General features: G+C 45.4%; 17 protein-coding genes. 15 read left to right on the forward strand and 2 right to left on the reverse strand.

The genetic code is table 11. The features are described from left to right. Window positions 1–88: 88 nt before the first annotated feature. The 9 genes from dapB (at window position 89) to hemL (ending at window position 10135) form a co-directional block, all read left to right on the forward strand. The gene (gene dapB / locus ICN43_RS02445; protein WP_216199850.1) at window positions 89–889 is read left to right on the forward strand and encodes a 4-hydroxy-tetrahydrodipicolinate reductase; all 801 of its coding nucleotides are present in this window, start codon (window positions 89–91) and stop codon (window positions 887–889) included. Window positions 890–940: 51 nt separating this feature from the next. After that, a complete protein-coding gene (gene leuS / locus ICN43_RS02450; protein ID WP_216197029.1) occupies window positions 941–3613 on the forward strand; it encodes a leucine--tRNA ligase in 2673 nt (890 codons plus the stop codon). A gap of 36 nt (window positions 3614–3649) precedes the next feature. Continuing rightward, window positions 3650–4177, forward strand: a complete 528-nt coding sequence (lptE, locus tag ICN43_RS02455) for an LPS assembly lipoprotein LptE (RefSeq protein WP_216197030.1) — start codon at window positions 3650–3652, stop codon at window positions 4175–4177. Between the two features lie 19 nt (window positions 4178–4196). Continuing rightward, window positions 4197–5258, forward strand: a complete 1062-nt coding sequence (gene holA / locus ICN43_RS02460) for a DNA polymerase III subunit delta (protein ID WP_216197031.1) — start codon at window positions 4197–4199, stop codon at window positions 5256–5258. A 61-nt stretch (window positions 5259–5319) separates the two neighbouring features. Continuing rightward, window positions 5320–6606 carry a glutamate-5-semialdehyde dehydrogenase gene (locus tag ICN43_RS02465; protein WP_216197032.1) on the forward strand — a complete coding sequence of 429 codons (1287 nt, stop codon included), beginning with the start codon at window positions 5320–5322 and terminating at the stop codon, window positions 6604–6606. A gap of 45 nt (window positions 6607–6651) precedes the next feature. After that, window positions 6652–7077, forward strand: a complete 426-nt coding sequence (locus ICN43_RS02470; RefSeq protein WP_216197033.1) for a CopD family protein — start codon at window positions 6652–6654, stop codon at window positions 7075–7077. 51 nt (window positions 7078–7128) lie between these two features. Continuing rightward, complete coding sequence (locus ICN43_RS02475) at window positions 7129–8595, forward strand: class I SAM-dependent RNA methyltransferase (RefSeq protein ID WP_216197034.1); 1467 nt, start codon at window positions 7129–7131, stop codon at window positions 8593–8595. Window positions 8596–8619: 24 nt separating this feature from the next. After that, a complete protein-coding gene (locus ICN43_RS02480; protein WP_216197035.1) occupies window positions 8620–8790 on the forward strand; it encodes a rubredoxin in 171 nt (56 codons plus the stop codon). A 52-nt stretch (window positions 8791–8842) separates the two neighbouring features. Beyond that, window positions 8843–10135, forward strand: coding sequence for a glutamate-1-semialdehyde 2,1-aminomutase (gene hemL / locus ICN43_RS02485; protein ID WP_216197036.1), 1293 nt, complete (start codon window positions 8843–8845; stop codon window positions 10133–10135). A gap of 25 nt (window positions 10136–10160) precedes the next feature. On the opposite strand, the gene ICN43_RS02490 is transcribed toward hemL, so the two are convergent. Both ICN43_RS02490 and ICN43_RS02495 read right to left on the reverse strand, forming a co-directional pair. After that, window positions 10161–11000, reverse strand: a complete 840-nt coding sequence (locus ICN43_RS02490) for a symmetrical bis(5'-nucleosyl)-tetraphosphatase (protein ID WP_216197037.1) — start codon at window positions 10998–11000, stop codon at window positions 10161–10163. A gap of 49 nt (window positions 11001–11049) precedes the next feature. Continuing rightward, window positions 11050–12531, reverse strand: coding sequence for a deoxyribodipyrimidine photo-lyase (locus ICN43_RS02495; protein ID WP_216197038.1), 1482 nt, complete (start codon window positions 12529–12531; stop codon window positions 11050–11052). 222 nt (window positions 12532–12753) lie between these two features. On the opposite strand from ICN43_RS02495, the gene ICN43_RS02500 reads away from it, so the two are divergent. The 6 genes from ICN43_RS02500 to ICN43_RS02525 all read left to right on the forward strand — a co-directional run bounded on the left by ICN43_RS02500 (window position 12754) and on the right by ICN43_RS02525 (window position 17410). Beyond that, window positions 12754–13410 carry a YdcF family protein gene (locus tag ICN43_RS02500; RefSeq protein WP_255533390.1) on the forward strand — a complete coding sequence of 219 codons (657 nt, stop codon included), beginning with the start codon at window positions 12754–12756 and terminating at the stop codon, window positions 13408–13410. Between the two features lie 157 nt (window positions 13411–13567). Next, window positions 13568–14107, forward strand: a complete 540-nt coding sequence (locus ICN43_RS02505; protein ID WP_255533501.1) for a YqgE/AlgH family protein — start codon at window positions 13568–13570, stop codon at window positions 14105–14107. After that, window positions 14100–14525 carry a Holliday junction resolvase RuvX gene (ruvX, locus tag ICN43_RS02510; RefSeq protein WP_216197041.1) on the forward strand — a complete coding sequence of 142 codons (426 nt, stop codon included), beginning with the start codon at window positions 14100–14102 and terminating at the stop codon, window positions 14523–14525. The genes ICN43_RS02505 and ruvX overlap by 8 nt, the downstream gene beginning before the upstream one ends. Before the next feature lies 1 nt (window position 14526). Then, complete coding sequence (gene pyrR / locus ICN43_RS02515; RefSeq protein WP_216199852.1) at window positions 14527–15033, forward strand: bifunctional pyr operon transcriptional regulator/uracil phosphoribosyltransferase PyrR; 507 nt, start codon at window positions 14527–14529, stop codon at window positions 15031–15033. Further along, window positions 15030–16025: an aspartate carbamoyltransferase catalytic subunit gene (locus ICN43_RS02520; RefSeq protein WP_255533392.1), complete on the forward strand. Its 996-nt coding sequence runs from the start codon at window positions 15030–15032 to the stop codon at window positions 16023–16025. The genes pyrR and ICN43_RS02520 overlap by 4 nt, the downstream gene beginning before the upstream one ends. A gap of 17 nt (window positions 16026–16042) precedes the next feature. Then, complete coding sequence (locus tag ICN43_RS02525; RefSeq protein ID WP_255533393.1) at window positions 16043–17410, forward strand: hypothetical protein; 1368 nt, start codon at window positions 16043–16045, stop codon at window positions 17408–17410. Window positions 17411–17419 lie beyond the last annotated feature (9 nt).

Below are 17419 nucleotides of genomic sequence, written 5' to 3' on the forward strand. Positions count from 1 at the left end.
TAGCGTATTTGAGGTGAGGTTCTGGTTGCTGTCCCAAAAAGTTAAATGAATTTCTAAATTGTTTTTATAAGAAGTGATGAATCAAATGATGAAAATTGCGATTGCTGGCGCTACAGGCCGCATGGGAAAAATGTTGATTGAGGCTGTACTTAATTGCTCAGATACTGAGCTAGTGGGCGCGCTCGAACATAACTCTTGTCCTTTACTTGGGGAGGATGCTGGCGCCTTCCTAGGTAAAAAAACAGGTGTGGCCATTACATCGGATATTGAGAAGGCTTTGAGCAGTGCTGAGTTTTTAATCGATTTCACTCGCCCAGAAGGTACTATGGCTCATTTGGCCGTGGCGCAAAAGACCGGTAGCAAAATGATTATCGGTACCACTGGTTTGAGCCCAGAGCAAATTGATAGCCTGAAGAAAGCTTCCATAAGTTTAGCCATCGTATTTGCACCAAATATGAGCGTGGGTGTTAACGCAACATTTAAATTGCTAGAGATTGCTGCAAAGATGTTGAATGAGGGTTACGACATCGAAATTATCGAAGCTCACCATCGTCACAAAGTGGATGCCCCATCCGGTACTGCACTCAGAATGGGTGAAGTAATAGCGGATGCCCTTGGTGAAAAATTAGATGATGTTGCGGTATATGCCCGAGAGGGTCATACCGGCGAGCGCAAAGCGGGATCCATCGGTTTCGCCACTATTCGCGGTGGAGATATTGTTGGCGACCACACCGTTTTATTCGCGGGTGAAGGTGAGCGTATTGAGATTAGCCATAAATCTTCTAGCCGTCAGTCATACGCACAAGGTTCTTTGCGTGCCGCACGCTTTTTGCAAGGTCAGAATTCCGGTTTGTATGACATGCAAGATGTTCTTGGCCTACGCAGGTAATCGAAGTAAATCAGTTTAGTAAATCAGAATAGAAGAAAAGAGTTGTATTGAATGAGCAAGGATTACGATCACCGCAGTATTGAAGCTGCAGCACGCGCTGACTGGGAAATTGCGCAAGCTTATAAGGTAACTGAGAACGCAGCAGACGCTTCAGGTAAGCCAAGACCAAAATATTATGCCTGCTCCATGTTGCCTTATCCATCAGGTAAGTTACATATGGGTCACGTTCGTAACTACACCATCAATGATGTGATGGCGAGACAGTTGCGCATGCAGGGCTATAACGTATTGATGCCAATGGGCTGGGATGCGTTTGGTATGCCTGCTGAAAATGCGGCGATTCAGAACAAAGTACCGCCAGCTAAATGGACTTACGACAATATTGCTTATATGAAAAAGCAAATGGCGGCTATGGGTCTAGCAATTGACTGGTCGCGTGAAATAGCCACATGCAGTCCTGACTACTACCGCTGGAACCAATGGCTTTTTTTAAAGATGCTTGAAAAAGGTATTGCTTATCGTAAGACCCAAGTGGTCAACTGGGATCCAATTGATCAAACGGTATTGGCAAATGAGCAGGTGATTGATGGGCGGGGCTGGCGCTCTGGTGCTTTGGTTGAAAAACGCGAGATACCAGGATACTACTTTAATATCACCGCTTATGCAGAGCAATTGCTTTCTGGCTTGGATAGTTTAGGTTGGCCTGAGCGCGTCAAGACGATGCAGCAAAATTGGATTGGGAAGAGCCGCGGTGTACGTTTTGCATTCAAGCACGAGATTCAAGATGCACATGGTAATTTTGTTCAGGATGGTCAGTTGTATGTATTTACAACGCGTGCTGACACTATTATGGGCGTTACATTTTGCGCGGTAGCGGCCGAACATCCATTAGCAACTTTGGCGGCTGCGAATCATCCAGAGTTAGCTGCCTTTATTGAGAAATGCAAAACAGGTAGTGTGATTGAAGCAGATTTGGCCACGCAAGAAAAAGAAGGCATGTTCACGGGTTTGTATGTTACACACCCGCTTACTAATGAGCCGATACCTGTTTGGGTTGGTAATTACGTATTGATGTCTTATGGTGATGGCGCTGTTATGGGTGTTCCTGCTCATGATGAGCGCGATTTTGCATTTGCCCTCAAATATGACTTGCCGATTAAGCAGGTGATTGCTTTATCTACCACATCAGATATGTTCAACACTAGTCATTGGCAAGATTGGTACGCCCAGAAGGATGATGTTGTCTGTCTAAATAGCGGTAAGTACGATGGCCTATCTCATGCAGAGGCGGTTGATGCAGTAGCCAAAGATTTAGAGCAAATGGGTATTGGTGAAATCAAGACAACATACCGTTTGCGTGATTGGGGTATTTCTCGTCAGCGCTATTGGGGTACACCGATTCCGATCATTCATTGTGGTGATGAGCACACTCCCGGCTGTGGAGCGGTACCAGTACCTGAAGCAGATTTACCAGTTGTCTTGCCTGAAGATTGCGTGCCAGATGGTAGCGGCAATCCACTGAATAAGCGCGTCGACTTCCTAAATGTGAAATGTCCTAAATGCGGTAAGCCTGCGCGCCGTGAGACCGATACCATGGATACCTTTGTGGATTCTTCTTGGTACTTCATGCGCTATACCGGTTCAGATGCGAAGACAATGGTTGATGAGCGTAATGAGTACTGGATGCCGATGGACCAGTACATTGGCGGCATTGAGCATGCGATTTTGCATTTACTTTATGCGCGCTTCTGGACTAAGGTTATGCGCGATCTCAAGCTCATTCAATTCGATGAGCCATTCCAAAACTTGCTAACGCAAGGAATGGTACTCAATGAGACCTATTATTCTGAAGAGGCTTCTGGTAAAAAGACTTGGTTGAACCCTTTGGATGTTGAGCTTGAGTTGGATGATAAGGGTCGTCCTCAAAGCGCTAGATTGAAAGGCGATACCTCTGGCGCACCAGTCATTATTGGTGGCGTTGAGAAGATGTCTAAGAGCAAAAATAATGGTGTTGATCCTCAAGCCCTAATTGATCAATATGGTGCTGATACTGCGCGCCTCTTTGTGATGTTTGCAGCTCCTCCAGAGCAACAACTTGAATGGTCTAGCGCTGGTGTAGAGGGTGCTTCACGCTTCTTACGCCGCGTGTGGATGTATGCCAGTAGTCAGGCTGAGCCTATTCGTGCCGCCAGCGAGGTCTTGCCAAGCGATTTAAATGCTGCTGAAAAAGAATTACGTCGTGAAGTGCATACGATTTTGAAGCAGGCTAATTTTGATTATCAGCGTCGTCAATACAACACTGTAGTTTCTGCGGCAATGAAAATGCTGAATGTTTTAGAGCCTGTGAAATTAGGTGACAAGACTACAGTAAGGCCTGCCGTATTACGGGAGTGTTTGAGTATTTTGATTCGCGTACTTTACCCAGTGGTGCCTCACTTGACTCATGCTCTCTGGTATGAATTGGGTTGCGATCAATCTTTTGGCACTCTATTGGATGCATCATGGCCTGTAGTTGATGAAGCCGCTCTCATTCAGACTGAGCTGACCATCATGCTGCAAATTAACGGCAAGTTACGTGGGGATATCCGAGTTCCCGCAGATGCTACTAAAGAGCAAATTGAAGCTTTGGCTTTGCAGAGTGAGCCTGCAGTGAAGGCATTAAACGGGGGTGCGCCTAAAAAAGTGATTGTGGTGCCTGGTCGTTTAATTAATATTGTTGCTTAGATCATCAGCGAATTATTTTGAATAGAAATTAAATACATGAGCGTAAATCACCTTCGACGTACCATGCTGGGCATTCTAGCCATGGCCCCTGTCAGTGGTTTGATAGCCTGTGGCTATCGTTTACGCGGGATGGTTGATTTACCATATAAAGTCATTGCGATTACTGGCAGCCCATCGCCGCCTTTACGTGCTGATATACAAATGGCTATTCTTACTGGCACTGATGCGAAGGTGGCCATCAATCCCAAGGATGCGGATCTCATATTGGAAATCACTAGCGATATCAATGGTCGTGAAATTTTGGCCTATAACTCGAGCGGTCAAGTATCCGCCTACCGTTTAAATATCCGTGTTGGATTTAGAGCTTATGACAATGCTGGAGCAGATGTGCTGCCTGAAGCTGAGATCTACATGACGCGTGATATGGACTTCTCGGTATCCACCGTTTTGGCTACCGATGTTCAAGTGCAACAATTTTTGACTTTAATGCGTAAAGATCTTGCCATACAGATCTTGCGTCGTGTTTCCGCTTCTACACGTGCCCCACAGGTCCGAGGCTTTTAAAGAATGATGGTCAAATTGCATGGTTAAGAGCGATGCCCTGCAGATTCATTTGAAGTCGCTTAGTTCAGCGTCTTCATTAAAGCCCCTTTATTTATTTAGTGGTGATGAACCTCTCTTAATGATGGAGGCAATGGATCAGCTGCGTGCTACTGCTAAAAAATTCGGTTACACCGATCGAGAAGTTTTATTGCAAGAGCGCGGTTTTGATTGGAGCTCGCTCTTAAGTGCCGGTCAAACCATGTCCTTATTTGGAGATAAGCGCTGGGTAGAGTTGCGCATACCAACAGGCAAGCCTGGGCGTGATGGTGCTGACGCGCTGAAGCAGTTCTCTACTCAAATCGAATCTCAGGTAGTCGGCTCAGAAGGGCCAGATACGATTTTTTGCATTATCTTGCCCAAGTTAGATGGCAAGACCAAAGCCTCTGCTTGGTTCAGCGCTCTTGACGAGGCAGGTATGGCAATTCAGTTGGATTCCTTGGATCGCACTCAATTGCCACAATGGATTGCCGGGCGCCTAAAAAAGCAGGGTCAAGAGGTACAGCCAGGCCCTGATGGACAAAGAGCATTAGCCTTTATTGCTGAGCAGGTAGAGGGAAATCTGATCGCTGCTCACCAAGAGATCCAGAAGTTGGGCCTATTACATCCTGCTGGTGTTTTGACGGAAGAGCAAATTCGGTCTGCCATCCTGAAAGTGGCGCGCTATAACGTCTTTGAATTGACTGAGGCAATGCTGGCTGGCGATCTAGCTCGTCTGAATCGGATGTTGGATGGCCTCAAAGGCGAGGGTGAGCCTTTGGTCTTGATTCTGTGGAGCGTAACTGAAGAGCTTCGGATACTATCGAAACTAAAGGCAGCAAGTGATGCGGGTGAGTCTGTGCAAAACTTAATGCGTGCCAATCGTATCTGGGGGAATAAGGAGCGCTTATATCCTATGGCTCTAAAACGGGTGCAGCCTTTAAAGTTGCGTAGAGCTATGCAAGTAGCTGCAGGTTTGGATCGTCAAGCCAAGGGACTGCATGCAGCGGAGTTGCCGGCAGATCCTTGGGATGGTTTGCGTTTAGTAGGCAATCTATTGCGTTAAAAGTTTTTTGGATATTTGAAGTAGATATTAGTTAACAATTTTCATTAGACATAGTCAAGATATGAGTAATTCAACGAATACCATTCAGCAGATGATGCAAGATATTGGCCAACGTGCTCGTCAGGCCTCGCGTGCAATGGCGAGAGCATCTGGTGAGCAGAAAAATCAAGCGCTATTACATATTGCGAAGTTAGTTCGTGAGCGTTCTGATGAAATTCAGCGGGTCAATGCATTCGATGTTGCTCGCGCCAAAACCAATGGTCAAGATGCTGCATTTATTGATCGCCTGACGATGACCCCAAAGACGATTGAGTCAATGGCGTTGGGCTTAGAACAAATCGTTTCCCTAGAGGATCCGATTGGAAAGATGACAGCACTACAAAAACAAGCTTCTGGTATTGAGCTTGGTCAGATGCGAGTCCCGTTAGGTGTGATTGGTATTATTTATGAGTCTCGTCCTAATGTGACGATTGATGCTGCGGCACTATGCCTCAAATCTGGTAATGCCGTTATTTTGCGTGGTGGATCAGAAGCAATTGATTCAAATTCTTTATTGGCGCAATGGATTCAGGAGGGGCTTGACGCAGCGAATTTGCCTAAGGATGCAGTTCAGGTTGTAACTACTACCGACCGTACTGCTGTTGGTGAAATGATCACTATGACTGAATATATCGATGTGATTGTGCCTCGTGGTGGTAAAAGTTTGATTGCCCGCTTGATGGCAGAGGCACGCGTACCGATGATTAAGCATTTGGATGGCATTTGTCATACCTATATTGATGCGGATGCTGATATAGCAATGGCAATTAAGGTATGTGATAACGCTAAAACCCAACGCTATGCACCTTGTAATGCGATGGAAACCCTCTTGGTCAACAAAGACATTGCCCCGCAAATATTGCCAGCTCTCTGCAAAATATACCAAGATAAGGGTGTTGAATTACGTGTCGATCCCATCACCCGGAAGACTTTAGAGGCTGTTGGATTTCAGGGTCTGGTGATGGCGACCGAGGAGGATTGGAAAACAGAATATTTGGCACCGATTTTGTCAATTAAGACTGTTACAGATATCGACGAAGCAATGGGTCATATCGAGCAGTACGGTAGCAAGCATACCGATGCCATCATTACCAACAATCAAGCGCAGGCAAATCGTTTTTTGCGAGAAGTCGATAGCGCGAGTGTGATGGTCAATGCTAGCACCCGTTTTGCTGATGGCTTTGAATATGGCCTCGGCGCTGAGATTGGTATCTCCAATGACAAATTACATGCTCGTGGCCCTGTCGGTTTAGATGGGCTTACTTCTCTTAAATATATCGTCATGGGCCATGGCGAGATACGTACTTAATCTATTTAACTCAATCAAATAAGCACAAAACGGAAATAATTCATTATGGGTAATGCATATTTATGGACTAAGACACTTCATATTGTCTTAATTGCCTCTTGGTTCGCGGGCTTATTCTATCTTCCCCGAATTTTTGTGAACTTGGCTGATGAAAAAAATCCTGAAGCATATGCCCGTCTGCTGGGTATGGCCAATCGCTTATTTAGATTTATGACAATATTGGCGATACCCGCCGTATTGCTGGGCTTGGCCCTGTGGCTACATTTTAAGATTGGCGCCGGTGAGGGCTGGATGCATGCCAAAGTGTTCTTTGTCCTTTTGGTAATTGGTTATCACCATGCTTGTTGGGGTCTGCTGAAGAAATTTCGTAAATCTGTCAATACTCATTCAGGGGTTTGGTACCGCTGGTTTAATGAGGCACCCGTCCTTCTTCTATTCATCGTAACTACTTTAGTGGTGATCAAGCCCTAATGCTTTTCCTCATTTAATGTTTTTATTTCATCTTTTTAGATTGCTAGCCTCATGAGATTTTTTGTTGTTTGTCCAGGCGGACTAGAAGTGCCTCTTGCAAAAGAGCTAGCAAGTATTGCGCAGCGCCCAGACTGTAAGGCATTGGGTGCTTGGGTGCTTGATCCCACACCTACCAGTCCTACAGGTGGAATAGGCTTAGCAGCCCCGCTTTCTGCTGCAATGGCTTTGAACCTACATTCACGAATTGCAAGTCGAGTTTTACTCCAGATGGCTGAATCACCATACCGCCAAGAAGAGGACCTCTATAAATTAGCCAGTGGCTTAGCGTGGGAAGAGTGGTTTTCATCTAAACAGACCTTGCGGGTTGATGTAACTGCACATCGCTCACCATTGAAGAGTTTGAATTTTGCGACTCTCAAGATTAAGGATGCAATTGTTGATCGCTTGCGTGATGTCACTGGCGATCGTCCTAGTATTGATACTGCTTTTCCGGACGTGCGTGTCCAAGCTCATCTGACTGCGACACATGTTACGATTTATTTAGATACCTCAGGCGAAGCATTGTTTAAACGTGGTTGGCGAGATGAAAAAGGTGACGCACCTTTAAAAGAAAATCTTGCGGCAGGTATCTTGTCAATTACCGGGTGGCGTCCTTCGCAAACCTTATTTGATCCCATGTGCGGCAGTGGAACCTTTTTGATTGAGGCTGCACAAATAGCTTTGGCTATTCCGCCAGGAGCGATCCGAGCGGGAATGTATGGAGATGATGCAAAGCCTAATCGCTTGGCCTATCGTCCATTAGTAACTTCTGCTCATGGATTTGGGTTTCAAAGACTGAAACCTTTTAATGAGACTGCAGAGCAAAAGCGCTGGACTTCCCTAAAAGAGGCTGCACAGACTGAGATGATGGAGAAGCGAAAACAATTCCCAGACTCAGAATCTTTGGGCATTAGTGGCGGCGATATTAATGAGCGCTTGGTAGCAATGTTTAAAGGCAATTGGCAGCGTGCTCAATTGCCGGACTTACCAGTAACTCGTCAAATTGATGCTTTGGCTAGTAAGCCGCCAGTAAATACCAAGGATGGTGTGATGCTATTAAACCCACCCTATGGCGAGCGCCTAGTAATCAAGGGTGGACGAGGCCAGGATCGTTCTGCAGGCGGGGACACGGAGCAGGGCTCATATGAGCAAAATGAGGAGCCAGAAGATCGCTTTGCTTTTAATCTAGAGACTGGGCGTCAGAGCGCTAAGCGTTCTAGCCGTGAATCTCTTAAAAAGCTACAAGCCCAAGAACAACAGGATCCGAAATTTGTGGAGTTCCTAAGACAGTTCGGCCAGCACCTCAAGGATGCTTTTGGGGGTTGGAACGTTTTTGTACTAACGGCAGATATGGCATTGCCAGGTCAGTTACGCATTAAGGAGTCTAAGCGGACCCCTTTATTTAATGGTCCGTTGGAATGTAGACTGTTTAAATTTGAGATGCATGAAAAGCGCGCTGTGCCAGCAGATTTAAAATAAAGAATATATATAAGAAAGTCAGCAATGGAATTTAAAACCTATATGTGTTTAATTTGCGGTTGGGTCTATGACGAAGCTGCTGGTTTGCCTGAAGAGGGTATTGCAGCTGGCACACTTTGGAAAGATGTGCCCATGAATTGGACTTGTCCTGAGTGCGGTGCGCGTAAGGAAGACTTTGAAATGATGGCGATCTAGTCGTTCAGAAAACTATTTACTAAAAATACTTTAGCAAAGGCAGGGCACCATTTTGGGACAAAATGACATCTTATTTGAGCGGGCGCAAAAGACTATTCCTGGGGGCGTAAACTCGCCTGTACGTGCTTTTAGGCAAGTAGGGGGCACACCCCGTTTCGTAGCTAAGGCTAAGGGCCCTTATTTCTGGGATGCTGAAGGCAAACGTTATATCGATTTAATTATGTCTTGGGGGCCGATGATTGCGGGCCATGCAAACCCCGAGGTAGTTGAAGCGGTAAAACGGGCTGCTGAAACAAGCTTTAGTTATGGAGCGCCTACTGAAGGCGAGATTGAATTAGCTGAACGAATTTGCCAATTGGTTCCCAGTATTGAGCAAGTACGCATGGTGTCCAGTGGTACCGAGGCTACGATGAGTGCACTTCGCCTTGCTCGTGGCTATACCGGTCGCGACCTGATTATTAAATTTGAAGGTTGCTATCACGGGCATGCTGATAGCCTCTTAGTTAAAGCAGGCTCCGGACTATTAACCTTTGCAGACTCAACTCAAAATGCACCTTCTTCTGGGGGCGTACCACATGATTTAGTAAAACACACCCTAGTGTTGCCATATAACGATGTGGCAGCTCTGAAGGAAGTGTTTGAGAAGCAGGGTGATCAGGTTGCCGCGGTGATTATTGAGCCGTTTGCTGGAAATATGAATCTGATTAAGCCATCAAAAGCATTTCTGACAACGCTGCGTCAGTTTACTAGCCAGTATGGTAGCGTATTAATCTACGATGAAGTCATGACAGGCTTTAGGGTTGCACTGGGTGGCGCGCAATCCTTGCAAGGCATCACTCCAGATCTGACCTGCCTTGGAAAAGTCATGGGCGGCGGTATGCCGATGGCTGCCTTTGGCGGTAAAAAAGAAATCATGTCTAAGTTGGCCCCGCTGGGCAATGTCTATCAAGCCGGTACTTTATCTGGTAACCCAGTAGCAGTGGCTGCAGGATTAAAAACATTGGAGATTATTGCTCGCGAGGGTTTCTATGAGTGTTTAACTGGGCAGACCGAAAAACTGATGGCAGGATTAAAACTTGCTGCAGACGAAGTTGGCATCCCCTTTACGGTTGATAGTGTTGGCGGTATGTTTGGTTTTTACTTTGCTAATGAAGTGCCAAACTCTTTCGAGGCCGTGACTAAAACCGATATTGAGGCATTTAAGAAATTCTTTCACTTGATGTTAGATCAGGGGGTGTATCTAGCACCCTCGGCTTACGAGGCTGGATTTACTTCAATTACTCATGACAATGCTGTTTTAGAGGAGATTATTTCTGCAGCAAAAACCTCATTCAAGCAGTTATAGATTCAAGTTGTCGAGAGAAAAGTAATTACATTCTGAGTGGATGGTCATACCCATCCACTTGAATGATTTCAAGTGCCTTGCTGGGCTTGCCGGATTCTGGAATTTCCATGGCAGTCAGCTTGCCACCCCAAACACAGCCAGTATCAAGGCCAATCACATTCTTATGTCGCATGAGCCCAAGGGTTGACCAGTGCCCAAAGTAAATCAAGGTATCTTGAGTTTTTCTTTTGGGAGTCTTAAACCAAGGGATGTAGCCCTTTGGGCCCTCTTCAAAACCTTCTTTGCTATCAAACTCCATTGTTCCTGCTGGTGTGCAGAAGCGGATACGGGTTAGTGCATTGGTAATCACACGTAAGCGTTCATATCCCTTTAGGGAGTTGCTCCATTTTTTTGGAGTATTGCCATACATATTCGCTAAAAAATCTTTATAGCTTTTTTTGCGTAGCGCCTTTTCTACTTCTTGCGCACATTCAATTGCTTGTTGCAGATCCCATTGCGGTAGAACGCCTGCATGAACAGTGAGCACCCTTCCATTGCTGAGGGCCATTGGTCGATGGCGTAACCAGTCGATGAGTTCTTCCTTATCGGGCGCATTTAGGATGGGTTGAACAGTATCCAAGCCTTTGGTTTTACGTATCCCAGCATCTACTGCAAGAAGATGTAGGTCGTGATTACCAAGAATGCACTCAATACGCTTTTCTTCTTGTAATCGTTTCAGGTAGCGCAGCGTACCCAAGGAGTCAGGACCTCGATTAACAAGATCGCCTAAGAAAATCATCTTCGACTTCGCTGGAATTTTTTTGACGAGCGTTTTTAAGGAAGGTGCACATCCCTGAATATCGCCAATGGCGTAGATCTTGCTCATGCTCTATTTTAAATCCGAAAGTATCAGAGTCTTCAATAAATTAATCAGCCTAAGACTCTGGAGTAACTTTTTTTACTACGCTATAGCGAACTAAGGTCTTCTTGCGAGCTTCGTCATGGTTAACGACCGGCATAGGGTAGTCTCGCCCCAGAAGGAGGCCTGCCGCCTCTAGTTCAATATGACCAGCCTCCCAAGGTGCATGAATGGATTTTTTGGAAAGTTTGTCTAGCTGGGGTAGATACCGTTTAATGAACTTGCCCTCAGGATCAAACTTCTGGGATTGGGTGATGGGGTTAAAGATCCTAAAATACGGTTGTGCATCGCATCCCGAAGAGGAAGCCCATTGCCAGCCACCATTATTAGAAGACAGCTCAAAGTCATTGAGATGTTTTGCAAAATAACTTTCACCCCAGCGCCAATCAATCCCGAGATCTTTAGTAAGAAAGCTGGCAACCACCATACGAAGGCGGTTATGCATATATCCACTTTGGTTGAGTTGGCACATGGCAGCATCAACTAGTGGGTAGCCAGTCTTGCCGTCACACCATGCTTTAAATAGCTTTTTGGCAGTCAAGCCACTTTCCCATTCAATATTGTCATAATCGGGCTTGAAGGCCTCGCCTTTAGCTAGTCGTGGATGATTGGCCAAAATCATGAAATAAAAATCACGCCAGATGAGTTCGCTTAACCAAATCGTGGCACCCATACTCCCAGCAAGCATGCGACGATGTGCTTCACGTACTAAACCTCGAATCGAAAGCATTCCAAAGCGAAGGTGCGTAGATAAATAGCTCACACCTTTGATGGCTGGAAAATCTCTACCGATTTGATACTGATCGATTCTGTGTAGAAAGTCTTCCAGGAAACTCTGGCCACCTTCTGATCCTGGAGGAAGATAGGTTTCAATGCCAGTTGGGCAAAAACCCATCGACTCTAACGGGGGGAAGGGTGCCTTTAAGGTCTTAGGAATGGCTGCTAGCTGACCCTGGGTGAGGGAGCATTCATAAGCAGCAATATCTTTTTCTTGTAAAGTCTTGAGCCAATTATTTTTATAAGGCGTAAAAATTGAGAACACGGTATTGGAATTGGTGAGAATTTCTTTCTTCTCAAAAATGACTTGATCTTTAAAAGTCTCAAATTGAATACCTAACTTTTCCAATGAGCTATCAACTTGAGTATCACGCGCAATTGCTGACGGTTCATAATCGTGATTGGCGTATACGGTATTAACATCCAAGGTCTCCGCTATCTTCGGAATGCAAATACTAGGCCTACCGAATTGCACAATGAGTCCACCACCTTGGTTGCGTAACTGCTCGTCGATTTGCTTAAGGCCTTGCCATATGAAGTCTACACGGCGATCATGCTTAAGGCCGTTTGCATTTAGATCTTCAGTTTTTAGGGGATCCAAAATATCGGTATCGAAAATAAATACCAACCAAACCTGCTTATTATTTTTAAGGGCGTGATGAAGCGCGGCATTGTCATAAAGCCGTAAGTCACGACGGAGCCAAACCAGCGCTTTTTGCATAGCCCCTATATTAGGGCTAATTGGGCTCACTTGCTTGGCATCCTAGTAATATCCTACTAATTAATAGATTGCTAATGTATGGACACTATATTTTTTGTTTTTTCTAAGCTTGCGCAGTTTTGTATTGAGCCCTTAAATTGGGTGATTGTCTTTGTATGTCTGAGTCTGTTATTTATGAGTCTCAGAAAACCCCAGCTATGTAAGCGATTCCTGCTGCTAGCTTTGACCGATTTATTAATAGTCGGATGGTTGCCAACTTCGGAGATCTTCTTAAGGGCTCTTGAAGATTCGGTTCCTAAAGTGAGTCTTGCACAGATGTCGGAAAGGGACTTTGGCGGCATTATTATTTTGGGGGGTGCGATTGAGGGCGGGGTAATTGCTATAGATCGTGGCGAAGTGTCGATTTATTCTTCTGCTGAGCGGGTTACTAAAGCGTTTGAACTCATTCGCAAATACCCAGATCTTCCTTTTATATTTAGCGGTTTCTCTGGGCGCCTCTCCCCCAAAGGGATATCTGAGGCTGATGCATTTAAGCAGTTGATTAAAGAGCAAGGTTTGCCAGAGAAAAACGCCCACTATGAGAAGCAGTCACGCAATACTTATGAGAACGTTTTATTGATGAAGCCAATGATCTTGGAATTGGGGGCTAATGAAGCTCTGAAACCGTGGCTACTAATTACTTCAGCATCGCATATGTATAGATCGTTGAAGATTTTCCAGAAACAAGGTATTGCAGTGATCCCAGCCCCTGTCGACTATCAAACTAGTCACAGTTTGAGTTGGGGTAAATTTGATCTGGAGGATGGCATGCAAAATTGGAATAAATTGATGCATGAAGGTATTGGTCTTCTGGCCTACTGGATTACCAGAAAGATCTAGCTAGGGCAGAAATTCGGTAAAATAGACGTACATGAAATCGGCTAAAAAAGCCCCTGTGGGTCAAGATGCAGCACCCACCCAGAATTCACAGTCTTCTGCGACTGGGTCCTCAATTTCATATTCTGCCGATCATCTGGCCAACCAGTTCTTAATTGCTATGCCCGGCTTGGCTGACCCTAATTTTGCTGGCTCAGTCATCTATCTGTTTGAGCATACTGAGCGTGGTGCTATGGGCTTGGTAATTAATAGACCCACCGAGCTGGATATGGGGGCTTTATTTGAAAAGATTGAGGTCAAATTAGAGGCTGCGCCCATCTCTAGTCAACCAGTCTATTTTGGCGGTCCAGTCCAAATAGAGCGAGGGTTTGTTTTGCATAAACCCACAGCCGAAGTGCTGTATAGCTCCTCCCTTGCCGTTCCCGGTGGTTTAACTATGACTACCTCCAAAGATATCTTGGAGGCAGTTGCTGTGGGAGCTGGCCCCAATCAATTTCTGATGACCTTGGGTTATGCGGGTTGGAGTGCCGGACAGTTAGAAGAGGAAATTACCCTCAATGATTGGATGAATGTTCCCCTATCTCAAGAGCAGATGATTGATATTATCTTTAACACTCCCTATAGCCAGCGATATGAGCGGACTATGAATCATTTGGGATTTGATCCTTCTCATTTATCAGGTGAGGCAGGCCATGCCTGAGGACATCAAGCCAGACACACAATTAACGGTTATGGCCTTTGACTATGGCACTCGGCGTATTGGTGTGGCTGTCGGTAATACGCTTACCCGCATGGGACAGCCAATTAAGACCATTGCAGAAGCTTCTGGTGATGCTGTTTTCAAGGTAATTGAAGGTCTTTTGAAGGAGTGGCAGCCAAACCGCTTAGTAGTGGGCTTACCTTGTCATCCAGATGGTACTGAGCATGCAATGACTGCTAAAGCCCGTCGCTTTGGCAACCAGCTGCATGGACGCTTTCAGTTGCCGGTAGAGTGGGTGGATGAGCGATATACCTCAGCAGTTTTGGAGGCCAATCCAGACATGCGAGACAATTTGGATGCCAGGTCTGCGGTCTTGATTTTGGAGCAGTATTTTCTTGAGAAGAATTGGATTATTTGAGATGAATGCAGAGCAGTCCTATCTGAAATTATTAGAGACTTTAAGTCAGCGCAAAAAGGCAGGTGATTCATTTGAGTTAGCTGGTCTTGCAATGGGTGGCGCCTGGATTACAGAGCGTTTAGCTGCAGATTTACAGCTAGTTCACTTTGGTGTAATTAATGTAGCTTTTCATCGCGACGACTATGCTGAGAAGGGTATGACGGCCCTTCGTACCGCTAGCACGATGCCTACTAGCCTACCTTTTGAGGTGAATGGTGCAAATATCATTTTGATTGATGATGTTTTGCTGACCGGTCGTACAGTGCGCGCAGCACTCAATGAGTTATTCGATTTTGGTAGACCGGCACAAGTGGAATTAATGGTTTTAGCAAATCGTGATAATCGTGAATTACCAATCTCAGCAGATTTTGTAGGGGAGCAACTGAGCATCCCCGATAATCAAATTTTGGTTTTAGAAAAAGATGGTGCTGGTAAGTTCAGCTTCCAGATAGAGGAGCGTGCGGAATGAGTGGAGTAAACAATTCAGTGAATTCCTCAGAAAATGCCCGAGTCAATCAATTTAATGCTGCTGGGGAGTTAACCCATCTACTGACTTTGGATGGCTTACCAAAAGAGCAAATCATTCATATCCTCGATACCGCACAACAGTTTGTCAGCATTACGGATCCTGCGCGAGAAGTAAAAAAAGTTCCACTACTTCGAGGTAAGAGTGTATTTAATCTGTTTTTTGAAAACTCCACGCGTACACGCACTACTTTTGAAATCGCTGCAAAGCGTTTATCTGCTGATGTCATTAACTTAGATATTTCTACCTCTTCAACAGCGAAAGGTGAAAGTCTATTAGATACGATTGATAATTTAGTAGCAATGCAGGCGGATATATTTGTTGTGCGGCATGGTGTTTCCAGAGCGCCTATTGAAATTGCTCAACATGTTCCCGCCCACGTTCATGTGGTGAATGCGGGGGATGGTAGTCATCAGCATCCAACCCAAGGTCTGTTGGATATGTATACGATACGCCATTTCAAGAAAGACTTCAGTAGTCTCAAGGTTGCCATCATCGGTGATATTGTGCACAGCCGAGTTGCTAAATCAAATATTTGCGCACTAAGAACATTGGGCTGTACTGATATTCATGTAATTGGTCCCGAGAGCCTCTTGCCAAATGACCTGGATATGCTCGGGGTAAAGGTATTCCATAGTATTGAAGAGGGCCTAAAGGGTGTTGATGTTGTAATGACTTTGCGTATTCAAAAAGAGCGCATGGAGGTAGGTCAAGTTCCTGAGGGCGATGCGTTTTTTAAGCAGTATGGCCTCACTCCCACACGTTTAGCCTTGGCTAAGCCCGATGCAATCGTGATGCATCCAGGCCCTATGAATCGCGGCGTAGAAATTGATTCCGCTGTAGCAGATGGCCCTCAGTCAGTCATTCTCAATCAAGTGACCTTTGGTATTGCGGTGCGCATGGCTGTGATGTCCATTGTTGCTGGTAATAACTAGTTAGACTGGGTATATTCTTGAGTACTCAAAGCGCGATTCCACTAGTTACTGTGAATGATAAAAAGCGTTGGCTTATTTTGACCCATGCCTTCAATATGGATGGACGTGCTGCGAGTCTGACTATTACCGACAAGATTCCTTATCTACTAGAGGCTGGTGTCGAGCCAATTGTATTTAGCGCGATTACCGGAATTCAAGATCAACGTTTTCCGCACTATCAGTTTATTGCTTGGGGCCCATCGGGATTCCGTTTTGATTTTAGGCACTGGGTAGCGAATAAGTATGGTCGAGGTTTAATTTATAAATTCTCCACAAGAACAGTTTCATTATTACTTTCCCCGTTGATTGCAATTGAGAAGTTATTACTTGGTTACTCAAGTCAGTGGTCTTGGGCATTACCCGCTTTCTTTCATGGGTGGCGTTTAATACGTGCCGGGAAAGTGGATGTCGTCTTCTCGGTAGGAAGCGCATGGTCTGCGCATTTGGCTGGAGTGTGGCTAAAAAAGGTAACTGGCATTGAGTTGATATCCGAAGTGCATGATCCTTTGGTGATTCGTAAGAGCCCCAAAGATCAGGGCTTTGATAGACCTAAAAATCGTGATGCGCGTTTTCGGCACTATTTAGAAAATCAACTAACTCGGTTCTCTGACAAGGTATGGTGGTTTACCGATGGCGCCTTGCATTATGCAAAGGTGCGTAATTCAAATCTAAATACTCTTAATAATGCACATGGGTTTGTGGTGACTCCGGGAGCCAAGCCGCCTGGAAGTCTAGATGCCAATCAGTCACACCAATATACAGAGCAACTTAATTTATGTCATTTTGGTTCTTTGGCAAACGATCGTTCACTAGCCACCATTCTCAAGGCCTTGGTGCCATTGTTAAAAAAATACCCAGAAGCACGTGAACAGATTCGTGTTCATGCTTATGGCGCTCCTCTAGATTCACTTTCACTAGATGCAATCAAGCAATTGGGTTTTGAGGATGTTTTACTGGCACATGGTCGTTTAGAGCGAGATCCCCTTACCGGAAAATCTGGTCGAGAACGGGTGTCTGAAAAAATGCAAGCTGCTGATATTTTGATCTTATTGCATGGCAATGACGAATGGTGTGCTGAATATATCCCCTCTAAGTTTTACGATTACCTATGGACTGGTCGCCCGATTTGGGGGATTACCCACCGCAATCCGCAGCTAGACCAGATGCTGCTTGATCGTGGCGCTTATCTCAGCCCTCAACTTGATCCTGAGGCAATTGAGCTAAGCCTAGAAAGAATTTGGCTGGATTGGAAGGCTCAGAAATTAATAGAGCCTGCATGGAATCCGATTGGAGTCGATCAGGCAGTCAATACGATACTCACTGAAGTGCAGAAACGTCATGCTTAATTGAGCTGC

It is taken from the genome of Polynucleobacter sp. UK-Mo-2m-Kol15 (assembly GCF_018881505.1).
Classification (GTDB): domain Bacteria; phylum Pseudomonadota; class Gammaproteobacteria; order Burkholderiales; family Burkholderiaceae; genus Polynucleobacter.